This is a genomic window from Cobetia sp. AM6 (assembly GCF_009617955.1).
Classification (GTDB): Bacteria; Pseudomonadota; Gammaproteobacteria; order Pseudomonadales; family Halomonadaceae; genus Cobetia; species Cobetia amphilecti.
Map to the genome: position 1 here is coordinate 2756478 of NZ_AP021868.1, position 18877 is coordinate 2775354.

Genomic DNA, 18877 nt, shown 5'->3' on the forward strand with positions numbered 1-18877 from the left:
ACAGGACAGATGGCGGCAACGGTAGCATCTCTGGCCGGTCGAGTCCGATGGCACAAGCGACCGCATGCAATTATTTATTGCACAATCCATAAATGCACTACATATTTGCATTCAATGTTCGCACCCCTGCCGCCACGGAGCCCGCATGAGCCACGTACTGCATCGCAACCTCAATCAGGAGTATCCCACCGCCGTGAAGGGCGATGGCCCCTACATCGTCGATCGCGAGGGACGCCGTTATCTGGATGCCAGCGGTGGCGCAGCCGTGTCATGCCTGGGGCACAGCGACGAGGCGGTGGCGCAGGCCATCAAGGATCAGGTCAGCCAACTGGCCTACGCGCACACCTCGTTTTTCACCAGCGACCCGATGGAGCAGCTGGCCGACTTTCTCATCGAACGCGCTCCCGCAGGGCTCGACTCCGTCTACTTCGTCTCCGGCGGCTCGGAAGCGGTCGAGGCGGCACTAAAGCTGGCCCGTCAGTATTTCGTCGAGATCGGCCAGCCCCAGCGCAAGCATCTGATCGCGCGGCGACAGAGCTATCACGGCAACACGCTGGGCGCGCTGGCCACCGGCGGCAATGCCTGGCGCCGTCAGCAATTCGAGCCGCTGCTGATCAACGTCAGCCACGTCAGCCCCTGCTACGCCTATCGGGACCAGCAGCCCGACGAGACGCCCGAGGCGATGGGCATTCGTCTCGCCGCGGAGCTTGAAGAGGAAATCCTGCGCCTGGGCGCCGACAACGTGATGGCCTTCGTGGCCGAGCCGGTGGTCGGTGCCACCCTGGGCGCCGTCACCGCGGTACCCGGCTACTTCAGACGCATCCGCGAGGTCTGTGATCGCTACGGCGTGCTGCTGATTCTCGACGAGGTGATGTGCGGCATGGGGCGCACCGGCAGTCTGTTCGCCGCCGAGCAGGAAGGTGTCACGGCGGATCTGATCACCATCGCCAAGGGGCTGGGCGCCGGCTACCAGCCGATCGGCGCGACCCTGGTCAGCCAGCGCATCCGTGATGCCATCGCCAATGGCTCCGGCTTCTTCCAGCACGGCCACACCTATATCGGCCACGCCACCGCCTGTGCCGCAGCGCTGGCAGTTCAGCAGACCATCGAAGCCCGCGACCTGCTCACACGCGTCAATGTCCTCGGCGAGGGGCTCAAGGCGCGCCTGAACGAGCGCTTCGCGCATCACGCCCATGTCGGCGACATCCGCGGTCGCGGCCTCTTCCAGGGACTGGAGCTGGTCGCGGATCGCGATTCCAGAAAGCCCTTCGACGCCTCCCTCAAGCTGCACGCGCGACTCAAGAAGGCCGCCATGGCCGAAGGCCTGATGTGCTATCCGATGGGCGGCACCCTCGATGGTCGCCAGGGCGATCACATCCTGCTGGCACCGCCGTTCATTCTGCAGGAGTCGCATCTGGACGAGATCACCGCCAAGCTGGGGCGTGCCATCGATACCACCCTTGCCAGCCTGTGACGGCTCAGCTGCAGGCGCATTGCCTACCCCACGATCTTTGAATGGATTTGAATGGAGTGACTTTCATGGCGATCACATCGCGCCTGACCGAACTGGATGACGCCAGCATGAGCGCGGATCAGCGCGAAGTGCTGGCCGAGATTCTCAGCGGCCCGCGCGGCAATCTGGACGGCCCCTTCCTGGCCTGGATCCACAGCCCCGAGCTTGCCAGTCATGCCCAGCGCCTCGGCGCCTTCTGCCGCTACGCCACCGGCCTTGAGCTGCGCCTCAGCGAGCTGGCGATTCTCACCACGGCGGTGTGGTGGAAATCCCAGGCTGAGTGGCAGATTCACGCGCCGATTGCCGAGCAGGCCGGCCTCGCGCCAGAGGTCATCACGGCGCTGCGCGAGGAGCGTGAACCCGCATTTGAACAAGACGATGAGCGGTTGGTCTATCGCATCACCCGCGCGCTCTACGCCGAACGGCGCGTCGATGATGGCCTGTACGGCGAGGCCGTCGCGATGTTCGGCGAAACCGTGGTGGTGGAGCTGGTCGGGGTGCTGGGTTATTACGCCCTGGTGGCGATGACGCTGAATGTCTTCGCCGTCCGGCGCGGTGATGACATCCCGCTGCCCTTCGAGGAGCCGAGCCGATCTTGAAACGCGTGTCTTGAAGGGCCTGGATTGCGCCATTCTCGGAACGCTTGAGAACGACACGCCCGGTAACCGCGCGCTTGCCGAGCTGTCGCCCGCGAGGCATGCTCGAAAGGCCCCCTGCTGCGCCCCGGCCACCCCCGGGGCGTGCGTCATTGCGGCGCGAATACCTCGATGACGACGCTTCGATATCGACGCCAGGATGGCAACACCTCGATAACAACACCTCGATAACAACACCTCGATAACAACACCTCGATAACAACAAGATGACCACAAGGTGAGCGATCAATGAGTGATAGCGAACACACGGAAGTGGCGGTGATCGGCGCAGGCGCCGTGGGTGTCGCCTGCGCCTTGTGGCTGCGGCGCAGCGGCCACGAGGTGACGATGATCGAACGCGAAGGCATCGCCAGCGGCACCTCCTTCGGCAATGCCAGCACCCTGGCGGATTACGGCTGCCTGCCCATCGCCCGCCCGGAAATCTGGCGCAGCATGCCGTCGCTGCTGCTGTCACCTGACTCGCCTTTCGTCATCGACTGGAAATGCCTGCCCAGGCTCTCGCCCTGGTTGATGCGCTTCATGGGCCAGTGCAACGCCACTCGCTTTCGCGCCAATAGCGAGATGCTGGCCCAGCTGCTCAGCCATACCTACACGGACTACCAGCCGCTGCTGGACGATGCCCCCGCCGCTGCCGCGATGATTCAGCGCAAGGGCTGTCTGTATGCCTACGGCAAGGCCGAGAACCTGCAAGCCGCACAGAGCGATATCCGACTGCGCGACCAGCTCGGCATCCATCAGCAGGTGCTGACGGCGGATGAGCTGATCGCACTGGAACCGGCCATGGAAGGCCACACCGCGGGCGGCGTGCTGTTCCCCTCCTCCTGTCACCTCGATGACCCGCAGGTGTTCATCGACACCCTGGCCACCCCGCTGCGCGAAGAAGGCCGGATCGTCAGCGCCGAGGTCACCCGCCTGAGCCGTCAGGCCTCCGGCATGCTGCTGGAGTACGCCGATGGCCGGCGACTCATGGCAGACAGAGTGGTGCTGGCAGCCGGGGCCTGGTCGGCACATCTGGCCCGCCAGATCGGCGACAGGATTCCGCTGGATACCGAGCGTGGCTATCACATCGAATTCGATCTCGAGTACTCGCCGCTCAACCGCCCGACCTGCCCGGTGGAAAGCGCCTTCTACATGACGCCACTGCGCAGCGCCGAGGGTGCGCGCCTGCGCGTGGCCGGCACCGTGGAGCTGAGCTCGCTTGCGGGGCCGGCCAACCCGGCCCGTTTCGACTATCTGGAAAGCCGGGTGCGCAAGGTACTGGGCATTGACGCCCCAGTGGCCCGGCGCTGGCTGGGCTTTCGCCCCACCCTGCCCGATTCCGTGCCGGTGATCGGCCCGTCACCCAATGAGCCACGCGTGATCCATGCCTTTGGCCATCAGCATATCGGGGTGACACTGGCAGGCGTGACTGGCCGCCTGGTCAGCGAATGTTTAGCCAAAGGCTCACCAGAGTGGATCACGCCCTGCTCTGCGGCCCGATTTTGACACTCTGGGGGGATTCACGAGGCATCCGCGATGCGGGTTCGACCGGAGGTCAGGCGCTCCAGCAACTGCTGCCACTCGCCGCACAGGGTGTCCGCATCGAAGCGCGCGGCATTGTCGCGTGCCAGCAGGGACATCTCGCTGCGGCGGGCTTCATCCGTGATCAGATCACGGATCTCGCGCGCCAGTGCCTCATCGTCCTCGACATCCACCAGCACGCCGCTGCCGCCGGCCAGGATTTCGGCAGGCCCGGTTTCACAGTCTGTCGAGACCACCGGCAAGCCGAAGGATTGCGCTTCCAGCAGGGTCATCGGCAGCCCCTCCCAGCGTGAACTCATCACGTACAGTGCCGCCCGCTGATACTCCTTTTCCACCTGTGAGGTGCGGCCCACGAAGACGACGCTGTCACTCAGGCCCAATGTCCAGGCCTGGGCCTTGAGGTCATTTTCATCCTCGCCCCAGCCGACGATGCGCAGTCGCCAGTCAGGGTGGACCGACACGACCTTGTGCCAGGCGTTCAGCAGCACATCGAAGCCCTTCTGCTCCGTCAGGCGCCCGACGGCAAGCACGGTACGCGACGCGGCGCCCTCTTCGCTGGGCTTGGGGAAGTGCGGCACCGGATTCCAGATCGCGCCGACCTTGTCGCGGATGCGATAGCGCGCTCGCCAGGCTTCGGCATCCCGCTCGGTGAGCACCACGATGGCGTCGGCCAGGCGCACGGCGGTCGAGCGCCCCACCGAACGCAGGCGTGAACCATGATCGGTGGCGAGGTTGAAATGCTCCCAGCAGATGATCCGGGCGCGCTGGAACGGGGCCCACGGCGCACAGAAGGCGAACAGGATCGAATCCACCAGCACCACCACATCGGCCTGTTGGTGCCGGACCTTGCTCAGCAGCGCCGAACTGATGCCCAGAGAACGTCGGGCCCCGCCTCTGGCTTCCTTCAGATTCAGGCAACAGGTCGTGATGCTGTCCTCCAGAGTAAACGAGCTGGTCGCTGGCCCGAACAGACTCGCGATCATCACCTCGTGACCCGAGCGCGCCAGTCCGCTGGCGATTTCGCATGTGACACGTTCCGTGCCTCCGTCGCTGGAAAGATTACCGACGACAAACAGAATCTTCATTGGCTCATGCGCTCCACAGGGAAATGCTCGCCGCGAGGCACCCGACCGCAGGCGCGATAACGCCTTGCTTTGATCGAAATGCTCAACTGCGGCGCAGAAAAAACCCGCCACCGACGAGGGTCGATGGCGGGAGATAGGGGGTATGACATGAAGCGGTGCGATCTAATGCAGAACGCTAATGCAGAATGCTAGCGCAGCAACGGTTGCGCAAAACGGCTGACAGCAAGACGACCGGCGGTCAGCACCTCTTGACCGCTTCATGAAGAAAAATGCGTCAGGCATTTTTTTGGAAAGACGGTACGTCAGCAAGACAGCACGTTTAGAAAGAAAATGCGCCAGCAAGGCAGCGCCTCAGCAAGACAACGCGGCAAGAGGAGCGTGCGCGGTAGCGGGCACGGGGAGCTGATACGAAAAGCGAGTTCGAAAAGCGAGTTCGAAAAGCGAGAGTGGCAAGCGGCCTGAGCGCTGAACGAACACTGCCAGGCATCATGCGAGATGCCAGCTCAACGCGTCTTGTCCACCCCCGCCTTCTGAGAAGCACGCCTGTCCTGAATCATGGTGAGCGTACAACGCGCGCCGTGGCATGGGTGATGAAAAGATAAATCCAATGCCGGCGCGCCAGGCTCTGTTCAATAGCTCGATAGCTCGATAGCTCAATGCTGGCACCTGACAACAGGATCAGCGGCCAGCCATCGGGTGCGACGATTCAGCGTCCTGCTGGCTCGTCCGGCTGGCAGTGATGGCTTCAGTCGAGACGCGATGGATGATGCCGCAGTCTTCACAGTGATAGAGCGGCGCCTTGCCGGCCAGTCGCTGCCACCAATGGCGTTTTACGCGATGTACGCTGGCGCCCCCGCATTGGGCGCAGAAACGATATCCACTCATGACGACATTCTGCTCTCTGTTGATGGTGTTCACGGGCATCCTTCCCTTTGATGACGATCGATCGCGTTCCAGCGAGACGGCCTGTTCAGCGACACGCGGTGTGTCATTGCCAGAAGAAGCACTGTCCCGACCGATTGAGCTCTCCAGGCAGGCGCCTGTCACTCTCACTCGCGGGGCCATTATGCGCGTTAAATCCAGCAGCAGTTCCTGATATTTGCCCAACTGTCGAGAACGATTTTCTTCATCTTCCTGACGAAAATCCAACGGTGTCAATGTGTTAGCGCCCCGCCTCAGGCGGTAGCGAGTACTGACTTACGCAACTCGATATCCAGTGTGTGCTGCAGACAGCCCAGATAGGCACGCACCACGATCTGCTGATCAAATTCACGCTCGATACGCACGCGTGCCGCCTGCCCCGCCTCCATCAATGCCGCATGCGGCATGTCCAGACAGCCCTGCATCTGCTGCTCAAGAGACTCGACATTGGCCGCTTCGCACAGCCAGCCCGTGACGCCGGGATTGACCGAGCTGCGACAGCCCGGCACATCACTGACGATCGCCGGACGCCCCATCGAGGCCGCCTCCAGTACCGTGCGCGGCATGCCTTCCCGGTACGACGGCAGCACCAGCACATTGGCCTCGGCCAGGAAGGGGCGTACATCCCGCTGTTCGCCCAGGTAGTGCAATATGCCGCGCTCGCGCCAGGCAGCGATTTCCTCATCGCTGATCGCGGTGCGATTGCTGATCCCCGACGGGCCGATCAGCCAGAAGCGTGCCTGCGGATAACGCTCATGCAGACGCTCGGCCGCCGTCACGTATTCCCGCACCCCCTTGTCGCCGATCAGGCGTGCGACCATCACGAAGGTCAGCGGTGGCGTCTGCGGTTGCGGCGCAAAGGCGAAGCGTTGCGGGTCGATACCGGCGCCGGGCAGCACGACAGACGGCGTGGACTTCTGCAGCCCGAGGCGCATGAACAGGCGTTGGTCATCGCGGTTCTCGAAGAACACGCAACGCGCGCCACGGTTGGCGAAGCCATACAGCGCCCGTACCCGACGAAACAGCCAGCTGTCGTGTATGAAGGCGGTGCCCAACCCCGAGACGTTGTTGGTATAGGGAATCTTGAGCAGCCGACAGGCCAGCCCCGAATAGACATTGGCCTTGATGGTGAAGTTGAGAACATAGCGCGGCTTGAGTTTCAGCAATGTCCCCAGCAGCGCCAGCAGGCTCTTGCCCTCACCGATCAGCGAGGTGCCCTTGCCTTCCATGCCCAGCGCACGATGCTCGACCCTGAGCTCGTCCACCAGGTACGCGCTATGCGCATCGGTAGGCGCAAGGCACACCACGCGATAGCCCGAATCACGCAGCCCTTCGATGACGCCGCGATGGAAGTTGTAGAGAAAGAACGACGAGTTGGAGACCAGCACCACCGTGGAGGGCTGTGCGTCACGTGTTGGCATGGGGCATTCCTTGCGTGTCATGCGAAGAAGAACATGCGCGAGCTTGAGCCCGCGCGACCGGAAGCATCCGGGAGAGAAACCTTGAATAAGGGGAGCCATCGACAAGAGAAACGATCGAGAAGCGACACCAGCGCGAAAGGGAAGACGTCGTGGCTCGGGCCGGCAACTCGGTCCAGCAATTCGGTCCAGCAATTCGGTCCAGAAACCCAGTCCAGCAACTCGTTCCAGCAGGTCAGTCCAGCAACGCAGGCCGGCGTTGCTGCTGCCACAGCCGCACCAGCCCTGTGTCATGCGCCATGCACACCACATAGATGACCAGGAACGGGAAGCGATAGCGCACCGCGGTGCCGTAGTTGAAGACGACGAGTCCATAGATGGTGAAGGCGCCGATCAGATACAGCAGCCAGAAGAGCGTCTTCTCACGCTGGACCTGCCAGCACTTGAGGGTCAGCCAGACGAGGAAGGCGACCACCAGCAGGTTCTCTCCCGACTGGATCAACTGCAGCGCGTTGGCGGCTTCCCAGGGCAATGGCTTGATCAGGAAATAGAGCGCGCCCTGGATCCCCGTCACCACGAAGTCCCCGAAGCCCTGAATGACCTCTACATCCTCGATCTTGCCGCCATCCTCCAGATACATGGCCGCGCGGAAGAAGTTGATCTGGTCCACCGCCAGCGGATAGATGACCAGCACACTGGCGGCCAGCCCGACCAGCAACCAGCAGAATCGCTTGGTCGACAGGCCCTGACGGCTGACATCGTAGAGGAGGTAGATGCCGAGGAAGATCAGCATGATCAGAGCGTTCTGGAACTTGATGATCCATAACGGCAACAGGAAGATCAGCGCCCACATCGGCCGACGTTCGATGGCCAGCAGGAAGCTGCCGAGCATGAAGCCGGTGACCAGGGTATCGCGCAGGCTCAGTGAGCTGTAGAGCACCAGGCTCGGGTAGCACAGCACGAACAGCAGTACCGCGTGGGAGATGATGCCGCGGCGAATCAGCACCATCAGCGCGCCGATATAGAGGAACTTGTTGAAGAAGCCCAGGCTGGTGATGGTTTCCGCCAGCGGCAACGGCAACAGCGCCAGAAATCCCGACGAGACCGAGACGGTCAGGGAGTGGTCCATCGCTCCCCAGTCCATGCTGCGCATGGCCAATACCTGCTCCCAGTAGCGGAACTGGTCCGGCATGTATTCGGCATCGAACAGCACATTGTTCAACAGGTACGGCACCGCACTGCTCAGACTCAGGATGATCGCGACATTGCGCGTCACCCAACCACGCAGAAAGCCCACCATCACCAGTACCAGACAGACGAGCAGGTTGGGCAGGTCGAGCAGAATGTGTTCCATGGAAAGACTTATTCTCGTGCGCCGCTGTTGGCCAGTTCGGCCTGCAGACTGGCGGATGACATGAGGGGCGCGGACGCGCCGGTATCAGCGCTGGTGGCCTGCCGACTCACCACGCCAGAGGTATCGAGGGACGGCGAGGACTGCGCGAGGCCAGCCGCAGCACCCCCACTGCTGACCTGCCAGCCTTGGGACGAGAAGGGTGACGCGCCCTCGACCTCGGCTGCCGACAGCATCAGCGACAGGCACTGCATCAATTGATGCTCGCTCAGCGCGCCCGTCTCCTCATCAGGGGCCAACGGCAACGTCACGACGCGCGTTGCCTCGATACCGCCCTCGTGGCGTGCCTGGCAGCCGGCTTCATCGCTTTCGACCAGCACCAGTGCCGCATGCGGATACTTGAGCGCCATTCTGCGCCTCAGGCCCCGCGCCTTGCTGCCCGCCGCCACCAGTTCACTGGCCGGTGTCACGGCATGATGCGCAATCACCGGCACGCGCCAACGATCCAGACGGCGCGCCTTGAGCGCATTGAGATTGGCTTCCAGACCGCTGGACAACAGGACACATGGGCGATGACGCGCCAGATAGCGCGTCAGGGCCAGCACGCCCGTCAACTCAGTGTGCACGCCCAGCTCTACCAGCCGCACCCCATGGGCCAGACCTTCGATCAACTCCTCATGGGCCTGGGGCACGATGAGGTCCACCTCGTGACCCAGACGCGTCAGCCCCGCCGCCAACGCCAGCATCTGGCGAGTCTCGAGGGTCATCTGCCGTGCCACGACCAAAAGCGCCATCCGATGCGTCTTCATTGCCACTCCTTCGCCAGTGTTAGCCTTGAGCCAGGCTTGATCGAGTCAATTCACGATGATCGCCATGCCATCTGCACATGGCGATCGACGTCAGCCCCACTTCCTTCGGTGCGTTCAGGCCAGGCGCTGATAGACACTGCGCGCCTGGCGGGCCAGCGGCGCCGGCAACCAGGTCACGACCCGGCGCGCCATGCGCTTGAACGTGCACACCAGCACCTGGCCCTTCTTCTGCGCTGACATCGAGGCCCACTCGGGGGTCATCATCTGGTGGGCGTCCACGCAATAGACGGGCCTGCCGGTCATGCGCGTGATGTTGGTGGCCTGCCCCACCTCGCTTTCGATGAACAGGCGACAGCCGGAGTCACGGTAGTAATCCGCCTTGTGACTCGAATGGCGATTCTGACGCAGCCGCTCTTCCTTGCTGGGCAGGTCGAGCATGATCAGGTGGTCATACTCGACACCGTGCCGGGCCAGCCAGGCGGTCGTCTCGGGACGATATTTTTCCAGCCGGTTGGTGACCAGCGAGTGCACACGGTAGGTCGGGATATGCAGAGGTGCCGCGTTGGTCAGGAAGTCGCGATAGCGCGGGCCGTCATCGTTCTGCTCAGGCGTCGGATCGAGGCACAGCACGCCATCGATATCCAGGCAGCTATCGGCCAGCGCCGGGTGATGAAACAGATTCCACTGGAAGGCACGCGGGTGCTCAAGCTCGACCAGATACATGTCCACCCCCACCACCGGGGCCGGGTTGGCATAGATGACGCAGGTGGTGATGTCACAGGGGCATTCTTGCGGAATGCGCGCCAGGGAGGCCTTGAGCGAGGCCCCACTGTTGAAACTGTCGTCGACCAGCAGCACACGCTGATTTTCCCAGGCACTCTGCGCTGCCCCCCGGACCTTGCGTGTCATTCCCTTGCCGGGCGAGCCGTTGGCGATGAAGGTATCGAGATCCGTGCAGGCCCGATTGAGCATGGCGCTGATCATGTAGGCCGGCACCATTCCACTGCGCGGGATCCCGACGATCAGGTCGAAATTCCCGGCCTGCAGGCGCGACAACTGTCTGGCGATATCCGAACTCAGGTCGGCGTAACTGCGATAATTCATGTTGCGGTCCCCTTGCGACTCACGACGGCCCAAGGCCGATATCCTTCGCGCTTTTGTGTGTTGCAGCGCTTTTTTGATGTCATTGACGACGTCCTGTCATCAAACGCTCTTCTCGCCCTCATCCCCCCGATAACCGGGGGCATTCAGGCGCTTTTACGCTTCTGCACTGCGCTGTCGGATGTCACACGACGGCGACGAGTGCCTATCAACCTGGTCATCACATCCTGACGTACGAGGCGCAGCAGCCGACTGCGGTCCATGTGCGAGAGCAGCGCGACCCCCTGGCGGAAGTTGGCCAGGCGCTGCATGGGGCTCGCGGGCGCCATCACGTACTGCTTGAAGTAGTGATAGAGCGGGATATACAGGCTGTCGGAATGCGGCATATGCCGGGTATTGGCATGAAAGACGTCGATGGCCGAGATCATGTCGCGCTGATAGCGCTGTTCGGCCTCGCTTTCCTGCTGCTGCGATGTCCAGGAACCCTTGGCATTGCGGCGATAGACACAGGCAGCATCTTCGTAATAGAGAGTCTCGCCTTGCAGTGCCATGTAGGACTGCAGGAAGAAGTCCATGATCGGGGCGCCGCGATAGGACGCCATCATCGCGTCGACGGTGGCATCGACGCGTCGGAAGCTGAAGGCCGGTGACGGAATGGAGGCACCGCGCAGCCCGATCACCGCCTCGGCAGAGATCTTCTTCACGCTATCGGCATAGCGGCAGATGAGCGAATGCTCGCCGGTGGCTTCATTGAATTCCAGCGCCGGGTGGAAGCAGACCGTCGCCTCGGGATAGGCGTCGAACAAGGCGACCTGACGGGCCAGCTTGTCGGGTTTGATCCAGTAATCATCGCCTTCGCAATAGGCAATGATGTCGCCACGCATCACCGGCATGCAGAAGGTGATCGGCCAGATATGTTGCGAGTACTGGTTCACGTCCTGCAGGATCGGCCGCACGATGTTCGGGTAACGGGCCGCATATTCCTCGATGATTTCCCGCGTGCCATCCGTCGAGACATCATCATGCACGACGATCTCGAACGGAAAACGCGTGCGCTGCATCAGAAAGCCATCCAGTGCCATGCGAATGTAGTCGCCATGATTGAAGGCGAAGCACATCACCGAGACGCGTGGGGCGCTGAGATCACCCTCCCACTCGGCCATGATGGCGGCTTCCTCGGCGGGCGCCGGCGGCACAGGCAAGGGGCCTGACTGCGGAGTGCCATCCATGAGGGGCGTCGCGAGTGCCCGGGCATAACTCAGTTCTAACATGCAGTATTCCCCACTTTCCGTTGTGAAAGACGCTCCTGGATCCAGCCGGCGCCGTACTGCCAGGCCGCGAAGCGCAGCCAGCAGGACAGCAACAGATAGGCCGCCCCTGCCAGCAGGCCTGATACCACCAGCACCACCGGCGCCGGCCAGATGGCCAACAGCGCAGGCACGGCCCACCAGGTCGTGCCCGCCACCGCACTGGCCAGCAGCAGAGCCGGCAGGAAGTCGGCCAGCTGCTCGCGGATGCTGTAGTTGATCAACTCCCGCGAGAACCAGGCATTGGGGATGTAGGACACCACCGCCACCACGATCTGCCCGATCAGGATCGCCATCACGCCATGGCGCCAGGTCACCGCCAGCACCGCACAGATCAATACCTTCTTGACGATCTCGAGCCCGAGGAACAGGTCCGAGCGCCCCTTGACCTTGAGCACATTGAGATTGAGCGTGCTCAGGGGATACATGACGGCCGCGATGCACATCAGCTGCAGATAAGGCACCGCCGCCAGCCACCGCTCGGGCAACAGCGTCAGGAACAGCGGCTCGGCCAGCGCCGCCAGCAACAGCATCGCCGGGAACAGCAGATAGACCATGACCTGCAGGATCTGACGATAGGCACTCTTGAGGCGTACGGGATCCGCCTGGATGCTCGCCAGCGCCGGGAAGGTCACGTTCTGCACCGCCGTCACCAGCTGATTGATCACCAGCTCCTTGAGACGCTCGGCGAAGAAGAACAGCCCCGCCACCGAAGCGGAGAACAGCTTGGCGATCAGCAGCACATAGAGATTGACGAACAGCACATCCAGCATGCGTGACAGGAACATCTTGTAGCCGAAGCGGAACATCGCCTTGAACGACACCACGTCGAATTCCAGCCGCGGCCGCCAGCTTCCCCACCACCACATCAGGGCGGTAGTGACCAGCGCCGCCGTCAACATCTGCCCCACCAGTGCCCAGACCCCGAAGCCCAGCCAGCCCAGCAGCACTGCCACCCCGCCCGACACCACGCTGCCGGGAATGCCAGCCTTCATGCGCGTGCGAAAATCCAGCGCACGGTTGAGCATCGCGCCCTGAATGACCTCGAAGGAGTTGATCAGCACCACGATGCCGCCGATACGCACCAGCACGATCAGACGTGGCTCGGCATAGAAGTCGGCGATCAGGGGGGCGCTTGCATACAGCAGGCCGTAGGCCAGCACCCCGAAGGCGATATTGCTGAAGAAGGCGGTGCTGGCATCACGCGGCCCTAGGGTCGGCATGCGCAGAATGGCCTGCTGAAGACCGGAATCCATCATGGCCGAGGCGATGGTCAGAAAGACCAGCACCATCGCCAGCAACCCGAAATCTTCCGGCACCAGCAGCCGCGCCAGCAGCAGCGTGACCAGACTGGCCATGCCACGCCGCAACAGCTGATCGGAGAAATTCCACAGAATGCCGATGGCGGTCTTGTTGCTCAGTGACACGAGGCGTGGCCCCCCTGTTGCGAGTGGGCGGAGACATCGCGCGCCAGCGGCCCCGGCACAGACGCCGTATCACCCGCAACATTGCCCGCGGCGCGCAGCAGCTCCAGGTCTTCCGGCAGCAGCTGGTACTCGGCGAGTCTGTCGCGCACCTCGCCCGGTGAGCACCACATCAGCACATCGATGATCGACAGGCCGGCGACGAACTCCGCCTGACGCCCCGAGCGACGCGAATCAAGCGGTGTCTGGCAGTAGTCACTCGGCTGGCTGGCGAGGAATGACAGCCTGATGCCATTGGCCGCAAAGGGCGCCGCCTGATAGAGCTTGCGGCCGCCGATGCTGTTGATGTAACCCTCGGCCCCGCGCATCAGCGACATCTCGATCAGACGGTCCTGGGCCTTGAGACTGCGGTCGTGCTCAAGCTCACTGGTGAGCAGAAAGCGACACTCCAGCCCCAGGTAGTCACACACCCGCTCGAAGCTGTACTTGCACAGCGCCCCGATGCGGCGGTCTTCATGCTGGAACACCGCCTGCAGCAGCGGCATGACCTGTGCGTAATACGGTGCCTTGGCATAGGCGTGATGCAGCGTGGTCAGCAGGCTGTCCGGTGTCGGGCCGAAGACGAGTTCGCTGATCAAGCGGTTGGGCGACGCCTTGGGCACCGACAGCGTGAAGCGATGCGCCTTGCCGCCCAGCAGCACATTGTTGCGATGGATATAGCCACGCGGAATGAAGGCGACATCGTCATAGACAAGAAACTCGTCACAGGCATGCATCAGCTGGAAATAGCCGATATGCGGGAACAGATAGGGCTGCATGATCGCGATGTTCATGATCAGGCGGCCTTGACGTGGCGATTGACGATGATGCGCACCGCCCCGAGGATCTCGCTGACCTCAAGCCCCGAGTAGAGCGGCAGACACAGGATACGACTGGCGATATCGGTGGAATGCACGATCTGCGGGGTGATGACATCCTCGTCCTGCAATTCGGCGGCGGGCCGCCCGAGGAAGGACAGCGATTCCAGCGACGGGCAGAAGTAACGTCGTGCCAGATAGCCTTCCTGCTGCAGACGCTGCATCACCTCGAGCAGCATGCTTTCGCTTTCGAGAATGATCGGGAAGTAGGCGTAATTCAGGCTGGCGCCGGTCTGGCGGGTCTGCAGCTGGACATTGCCGCGCAGCGCCTGGGCATAGGCATGCCAGACCAGCGCCCGGCTCTCCAGATTGCCTTCGATCTCATCCAGCACGCACAGCCCCATCGCCGCCTGGAATTCGTTCATCTTGGCGTTGATGCCCAGTTCCTCGATGCACTCCGGGCCGGTGATGCCGAAGTTGATCAACTTGCGGGCGCGTTCCAGGTCTTCCTTGCGCTTGAAGATGATCGCGCCGCCTTCGATGCTGTGGAACAGCTTGGTGGCGTGGAAGCTCAGGGTGCTGGCATCGCCATGTGACAGCAGGCTGTTGCCGCGATAGGTCACGCCGAAGGCGTGGGCACCGTCATAGATGACCTTCAGATCATGCGCCTCGCCCAGCGCATCGATGGCCTCGACATCACAGGCATTGCCGAACACGTGCACCGGCACGATGGCACGGGTGCGTGGCGTGATGGCCGACTCGATGCGCGCCGGGTCCAGACAAAGGGTGTCGGGGTCGATATCCGTGAAGACCGGCTGCATGCCCTCCCACTTCAGGCTGCTGGCGGTGGCGATGAAGGTGAAGGGCGTGGTGATGACCTCCGCCGATTCGTACTGGCCCGGCATCTGGGCGATGCCCAGCGCGCGATAGGCGATCTGCAGCGCCAGGGTGCCATTGCTGACCAGCAGCAGGTTCTCGACGCCCAGGTAGGTTTCCAGACGTCGAGTGAGCTCCTGCTCGAGCGGGCCGTGGTTGGTCAACCAGCGTCCCTCGAAGATGGAATCCACATAGCGGTCGAAATTCTCCCGCTCCGGGAAGTAGGGACGCGTCACCGTAATCATGATATCGACTCCTTTCGTACATCAGATGAAGGTTGGCTCTGACAGCAGACGAGTGCCGGTGCAGCGCGTTCGCTGCCGGGTTCCTCTGACAGCGACTCGCTACACGTTTCAGAGAAGTGCCGCACACTCGCCTGCGGAGACACTCGTCTACAGACGTCTACAGATAGTGCAGGCCCGCTCAGCGCGAGCCGTTGCCGCTGATCACGATCTTGATGGTGCGGATCACCACCAGCAGATCGAGCCAGAAGGAAAAGTGCTTGATGTAGAAGAAGTCGTATTCCAGCTTGCGGATCATGCCTTCCACTTCAGCGGCGTAACCCTGCTCGACCTGCGCCCAGCCGGTGATGCCCGGGCGCACGACATGCCGGTAGTGGAAGAACGGCACGTCCTTGCGATACCAGTCGGCCAGATTCATCGACTCGGGGCGCGGGCCGATCAGGCTCATGTCGCCCTTGAGCACATTGAACAGCTGGGGCAGCTCATCGAGACGGCACTTGCGGATGAAGCGCCCGACTCGCGTGATGCGCGGATCACTGCCTTCCTGGGTGAAGCCCGCGCCCTTCATGCCGTCATACATGCTGCGGAACTTGTAGACGGTGAAGGGGCGGCAATGAAAGCCCATGCGCGGCTGGCGGAAGATCACCGGCCCGGGACTGTCGAGGCGGATCGCCAGCGCCGTCAGCAACATGACCGGCGCCAGCAGCGGCAGCATGAGCGCGGCGACGGTGAAGTCCATCCAGCGCTTGATGACCTCATAGTCTTCCCGCGGCGTCAGCGAGCCGAACTCGTTGGCGTAGAGGTGATCCAGCAGCACGCGACCGGTGATCATCTCGTGGGCATGGGTGGCGTGATAGACCGGAATACGGTGGATGGTGCAGTCGGCCAGGAAACTCTCCCACTCGCTGGGCAGCTCACCGCGCAGGTCCGCCACCACGCCGTCGATACGTGGCAGGCCGACCAGATCAGGCCCGCGCAACGACAGCCACTCGACGCCCGGGCGAGTACACAGACTCGGTGCCTTGCCGTAGGGCACCACCGCGAAGCGCATCCGGCGCAGTCGGGTGTCGATGTAGTAGTAGGCCGTGCACAGGCTCACCGCGAGCAGGAAGGACAGGCCGACCTGGTGACGCGAATACTCAAGCCCCAGCACGCCCAGCACCATCATCAAGGTCAGATAGGAGATGACGATCGCCGGCACGACATAGAGGTAGGAGCGCGTGCCCGGCAGGCGGGACAGGCGATTGACCGCCGTCACCGACAGGGTGTACGCCACGCCGGTGCCCAACAGGGCATGCCACTGATCATCGCTGGTCAGCCACCAGTGGGTGTCACCCTGCATCAGCTGGTTCAACCCTGCCTGGTACAGTGCCGGCGCGATGACCACCACCAGCATCCCGAAGATAAGCTGCAATCGCTTGCTGGCCAGCAAGCGCTCGTAGTGATGCGAGTAACGCCGCTGGTGCTCCATCGACAAGGGTATACCGCTCATCGTGCTTACCTCCTCCGTGATTCAAGCGTCATGAGAGCTGCCAAGCGAGACGATGTCAGGCGTAGCTGTAGTTGTAATAACCGTAGCCATGCTTGTCGCCAGCTTGCGGTTCGATGGCATTCAGGATGGCGCCCTTGACGTGAATGCCATTGTTCTCGAGTTTCTTGCGTGCATGCTCGAGTTCGCGCACCTGGTTCATGCCAAAGCGCGCCACCATCAGACTGGCGCCGACGTGACGACCGATGATCAGCGCTTCGGTCACGGCCAGTACCGGCGGCGTGTCGATGATGATCAGGTCGTAACGCTCACCGAGTTGCTCCAGCAGCTCGGCGAAATTGGGCTGCATCAACAGCTCCGACGGGTTGGGCGGCGCGACGCCACGGCCCAGGAAATCAAGATTGTCGATGCGCGAGTGATACAGCACGCTGTCCAGCGGACTGGCACCGCTGAGCACATCCGACAGACCGCCCTGCTCGGAGGTACGCTGGAAGGCGTGATGCAGGTGGCCGCGGCGCATGTCGGCATCGATCAGCAGCACGCGCTGACCGGCCTCGGCACTCACCGCCGCCAGATTGAGGCTGACGAAGCTCTTGCCGATGCCCGGACTCGGCCCGGTGAACATCACCGACTTGCGGCGATTGTCGAGCAGGGCGAAGTGCAGGCTGGTACGCAGGCTGCGCAGGGCCTCGATACTGATGTCCGACGGTTGGGAGGTGGCCAGCACCCCCTGATAGATCTCGCGGCCGCCCTTCTCGCCCTTGAGGCGCACGCGGCGCATCATGTTGTGCTGCTGCGGCGACAGCGGCACCGTCGCGTAGACAGGCAGGTCCAGCGCCTCGATCTGCTCGGCGGTGTCGATGCCCTTGCGCATCGCATGACGCAGCAGCGCGGCCAGCGTGCCCAGCATCAGGCCGATCATGCAGAACACGGCCAGCATCAGGGACGTCTTCGGCGAGATGGGCACTGGCTGCAGCACCGCGGGGTCCAGGATGCGCACATTGCCGACGGTGCCGGCCTTCTTGAGGCGCACTTCCTCGCGCTTGTTGAGCAGCGCGACATAGATTTCCTGGCTGACGGTGACATTGCGGTTCAGGTTGAGCGCCTCGCGCTGGGCGGCCGGCAGTTGCTCGGCCTGCTTCTGCACGCGCGCCTTCTCCTGATTGAGCGAATCACGACGTGCCACCAGCGCCCGATAGGCCGGGTGCTCGCTGGTGTAGGCTCGGGACAGCTCGGCCAGGCGCAGCTTGATCTCGGTCAGCTGATTGTCCAGCCCGACGAGATTCTCCATCACCTGCTGGCTCTCGGCGGTCAGATCGACCGAGTCGCGACGGCGGCGATAGTCGTTGAGTGCCGATTCCGCCTCATCGAGCTGGCCACGCAGCGTCGGGATCTGGTCGCCCAGAAAGCCGAGCTGATTGTCCGCCTCGGCGGATTCCCGCTCGATGTTCTGCTGCAGGAAGACATTGGTGATGGTGTCCAGGGTGTTGACGATGGCGGTCTGGTCACTGCCGGACAGGCTCAGCGTGACCACCCCGGTGTCGGTGCCATTGCGCACGGCGGTGAAGCGTGACTTGAGCGAGTTGATGGCGCTCAGGTCCGAGATGCTGGTCAGCGTGAAACGTGCACCGGGTTCGGCTGACAACTCGCGCACGAAGACCTTGATGCCCTCCGCCAGCGCGTTCTCGCCCACCTTGCCATCGACGATCGCCTGCCCCTCGGCATCCAGCAGGCGGTAGCGCTCATCGCCCAGGGCCTCGAGGGTCAGCGTCTGCTGTTGCCACGGGCCGCCGAGCTCGAGCGTGGTGACCTTGAGGGTGTCATCGCCCCAGGCGTAGTCCTGCCCGCCCAGGCTTGCCGGCAGGCGCAGATGGCGGTTGGAGAGCCAGTCACCGATGACCGGGTAACGCACCGGAGAGACCACGATATTGAGGCGCTCGCGATCCACGGCCTGGCCCAGCACCAGTCGTGAGGCGAGAATTTCCAGCTCATCGCTGGTGCTGCTCTCATCGCTGCCGGTCGCCTGACCGGCCAGCGGCCCCAGCAGGCTGGCGCTGCCGCCCTTGTCCTCGATCTGGATCAGGGAATCGGCCAGGTAGATGCGTTGCTGGCTACCGACGAGATAGATGCCCAGGAGGGTGAACAGCAGCGTGCTGCCGATCAGCCACCAGCGTCGATGCCAGAGCAAGGCGAGAATGGTGCTGAAATCGAGTCGGCGCGTGGTGTCCTTGCCTGGCTGTGCAGAAGAGGATGGCATGGGAGAGGTGTACTGATTCATGACGCCGCCTTGAGTAAACGATTCAGGCC

General features: G+C 62.8%; 15 protein-coding genes. 3 read left to right on the forward strand and 12 right to left on the reverse strand.

The genetic code is table 11. The features are described from left to right. Positions 1-145 precede the first annotated feature (145 nt). The 3 genes from CLAM6_RS11590 to CLAM6_RS11600 all read left to right on the forward strand — a co-directional run bounded on the left by CLAM6_RS11590 (position 146) and on the right by CLAM6_RS11600 (position 3654). Positions 146-1474 carry an aspartate aminotransferase family protein gene (locus CLAM6_RS11590; protein WP_153636187.1) on the forward strand — a complete coding sequence of 443 codons (1329 nt, stop codon included), beginning with the start codon at positions 146-148 and terminating at the stop codon, positions 1472-1474. Between the two features lie 65 nt (positions 1475-1539). After that, positions 1540-2112 carry a carboxymuconolactone decarboxylase family protein gene (locus CLAM6_RS11595; protein WP_153636188.1) on the forward strand — a complete coding sequence of 191 codons (573 nt, stop codon included), beginning with the start codon at positions 1540-1542 and terminating at the stop codon, positions 2110-2112. A gap of 285 nt (positions 2113-2397) precedes the next feature. Further along, on the forward strand, positions 2398-3654 hold the full coding sequence (locus tag CLAM6_RS11600) for an NAD(P)/FAD-dependent oxidoreductase (protein ID WP_153636189.1): 1257 nt from the start codon (positions 2398-2400) through the stop codon (positions 3652-3654). A gap of 14 nt (positions 3655-3668) precedes the next feature. Here CLAM6_RS11600 and CLAM6_RS11605 read toward each other — a convergent pair whose 3' ends face one another. The 12 genes from CLAM6_RS11605 to CLAM6_RS11660 all read right to left on the reverse strand — a co-directional run bounded on the left by CLAM6_RS11605 (position 3669) and on the right by CLAM6_RS11660 (position 18848). Continuing rightward, a complete protein-coding gene (locus CLAM6_RS11605) occupies positions 3669-4775 on the reverse strand; it encodes a glycosyltransferase family 4 protein (protein ID WP_153636190.1) in 1107 nt (368 codons plus the stop codon). A gap of 678 nt (positions 4776-5453) precedes the next feature. Then, entirely contained in the window at positions 5454-5933 is a 480-nt protein-coding gene (locus CLAM6_RS11610; RefSeq protein WP_153636191.1) for a hypothetical protein, read from the reverse strand. A 17-nt stretch (positions 5934-5950) separates the two neighbouring features. After that, the gene (locus tag CLAM6_RS11615) at positions 5951-7117 is read right to left on the reverse strand and encodes a glycosyltransferase family 4 protein (protein ID WP_153636192.1); all 1167 of its coding nucleotides are present in this window, start codon (positions 7115-7117) and stop codon (positions 5951-5953) included. Between the two features lie 232 nt (positions 7118-7349). After that, the gene (locus tag CLAM6_RS11620) at positions 7350-8468 is read right to left on the reverse strand and encodes a hypothetical protein (protein WP_052384903.1); all 1119 of its coding nucleotides are present in this window, start codon (positions 8466-8468) and stop codon (positions 7350-7352) included. Positions 8469-8476: 8 nt separating this feature from the next. Next, the gene (locus CLAM6_RS11625) at positions 8477-9274 is read right to left on the reverse strand and encodes a glycosyltransferase family 4 protein (RefSeq protein WP_153636193.1); all 798 of its coding nucleotides are present in this window, start codon (positions 9272-9274) and stop codon (positions 8477-8479) included. 114 nt (positions 9275-9388) lie between these two features. Beyond that, the gene (locus CLAM6_RS11630; RefSeq protein WP_131432407.1) at positions 9389-10378 is read right to left on the reverse strand and encodes a phosphoribosyltransferase family protein; all 990 of its coding nucleotides are present in this window, start codon (positions 10376-10378) and stop codon (positions 9389-9391) included. A 143-nt stretch (positions 10379-10521) separates the two neighbouring features. Beyond that, on the reverse strand, positions 10522-11646 hold the full coding sequence (locus tag CLAM6_RS11635; protein WP_107336372.1) for a glycosyltransferase family 2 protein: 1125 nt from the start codon (positions 11644-11646) through the stop codon (positions 10522-10524). Then, complete coding sequence (locus CLAM6_RS11640; RefSeq protein WP_153636194.1) at positions 11640-13109, reverse strand: lipopolysaccharide biosynthesis protein; 1470 nt, start codon at positions 13107-13109, stop codon at positions 11640-11642. Before CLAM6_RS11640 ends, CLAM6_RS11635 begins: the two co-directional genes overlap by 7 nt. Further along, positions 13100-13939, reverse strand: a complete 840-nt coding sequence (locus CLAM6_RS11645; RefSeq protein ID WP_153636195.1) for a WbqC family protein — start codon at positions 13937-13939, stop codon at positions 13100-13102. The genes CLAM6_RS11640 and CLAM6_RS11645 overlap by 10 nt, the downstream gene beginning before the upstream one ends. 2 nt (positions 13940-13941) lie before the next feature. Further along, a complete protein-coding gene (locus CLAM6_RS11650) occupies positions 13942-15084 on the reverse strand; it encodes a DegT/DnrJ/EryC1/StrS family aminotransferase (RefSeq protein WP_054556247.1) in 1143 nt (380 codons plus the stop codon). A 178-nt stretch (positions 15085-15262) separates the two neighbouring features. Next, positions 15263-16573 carry an exopolysaccharide biosynthesis polyprenyl glycosylphosphotransferase gene (locus CLAM6_RS11655; protein ID WP_225996327.1) on the reverse strand — a complete coding sequence of 437 codons (1311 nt, stop codon included), beginning with the start codon at positions 16571-16573 and terminating at the stop codon, positions 15263-15265. Between the two features lie 55 nt (positions 16574-16628). After that, complete coding sequence (locus CLAM6_RS11660) at positions 16629-18848, reverse strand: polysaccharide biosynthesis tyrosine autokinase (protein WP_153636196.1); 2220 nt, start codon at positions 18846-18848, stop codon at positions 16629-16631. Positions 18849-18877: the final 29 nt, after the last annotated feature.

Excerpts from the sequence above, each read along its gene's own strand:
- CLAM6_RS11600 (WP_153636189.1), top strand. The coding sequence starts at position 2,398 with ATGAGTGATAGCGAACACACGGAAGTGGCGGTGATCGGCGCAGGCGCC.
- CLAM6_RS11590 (WP_153636187.1), top strand. The coding sequence starts at position 146 with ATGAGCCACGTACTGCATCGCAACCTCAATCAGGAGTATCCCACCGCC.
- CLAM6_RS11645 (WP_153636195.1), bottom strand. The coding sequence starts at position 13,939 with ATGAACATCGCGATCATGCAGCCCTATCTGTTCCCGCATATCGGCTAT.
- CLAM6_RS11605 (WP_153636190.1), bottom strand. The coding sequence starts at position 4,775 with ATGAAGATTCTGTTTGTCGTCGGTAATCTTTCCAGCGACGGAGGCACG.
- CLAM6_RS11650 (WP_054556247.1), bottom strand. The coding sequence starts at position 15,084 with ATGATTACGGTGACGCGTCCCTACTTCCCGGAGCGGGAGAATTTCGAC.
- CLAM6_RS11655 (WP_225996327.1), bottom strand. The coding sequence starts at position 16,573 with ATGAGCGGTATACCCTTGTCGATGGAGCACCAGCGGCGTTACTCGCAT.
- CLAM6_RS11615 (WP_153636192.1), bottom strand. The coding sequence starts at position 7,117 with ATGCCAACACGTGACGCACAGCCCTCCACGGTGGTGCTGGTCTCCAAC.
- CLAM6_RS11635 (WP_107336372.1), bottom strand. The coding sequence starts at position 11,646 with ATGTTAGAACTGAGTTATGCCCGGGCACTCGCGACGCCCCTCATGGAT.
- CLAM6_RS11595 (WP_153636188.1), top strand. The coding sequence starts at position 1,540 with ATGGCGATCACATCGCGCCTGACCGAACTGGATGACGCCAGCATGAGC.
- CLAM6_RS11620 (WP_052384903.1), bottom strand. The coding sequence starts at position 8,468 with ATGGAACACATTCTGCTCGACCTGCCCAACCTGCTCGTCTGTCTGGTA.
- CLAM6_RS11625 (WP_153636193.1), bottom strand. The coding sequence starts at position 9,274 with ATGAAGACGCATCGGATGGCGCTTTTGGTCGTGGCACGGCAGATGACC.
- CLAM6_RS11630 (WP_131432407.1), bottom strand. The coding sequence starts at position 10,378 with ATGAATTATCGCAGTTACGCCGACCTGAGTTCGGATATCGCCAGACAG.
- CLAM6_RS11660 (WP_153636196.1), bottom strand. The coding sequence starts at position 18,848 with ATGAATCAGTACACCTCTCCCATGCCATCCTCTTCTGCACAGCCAGGC.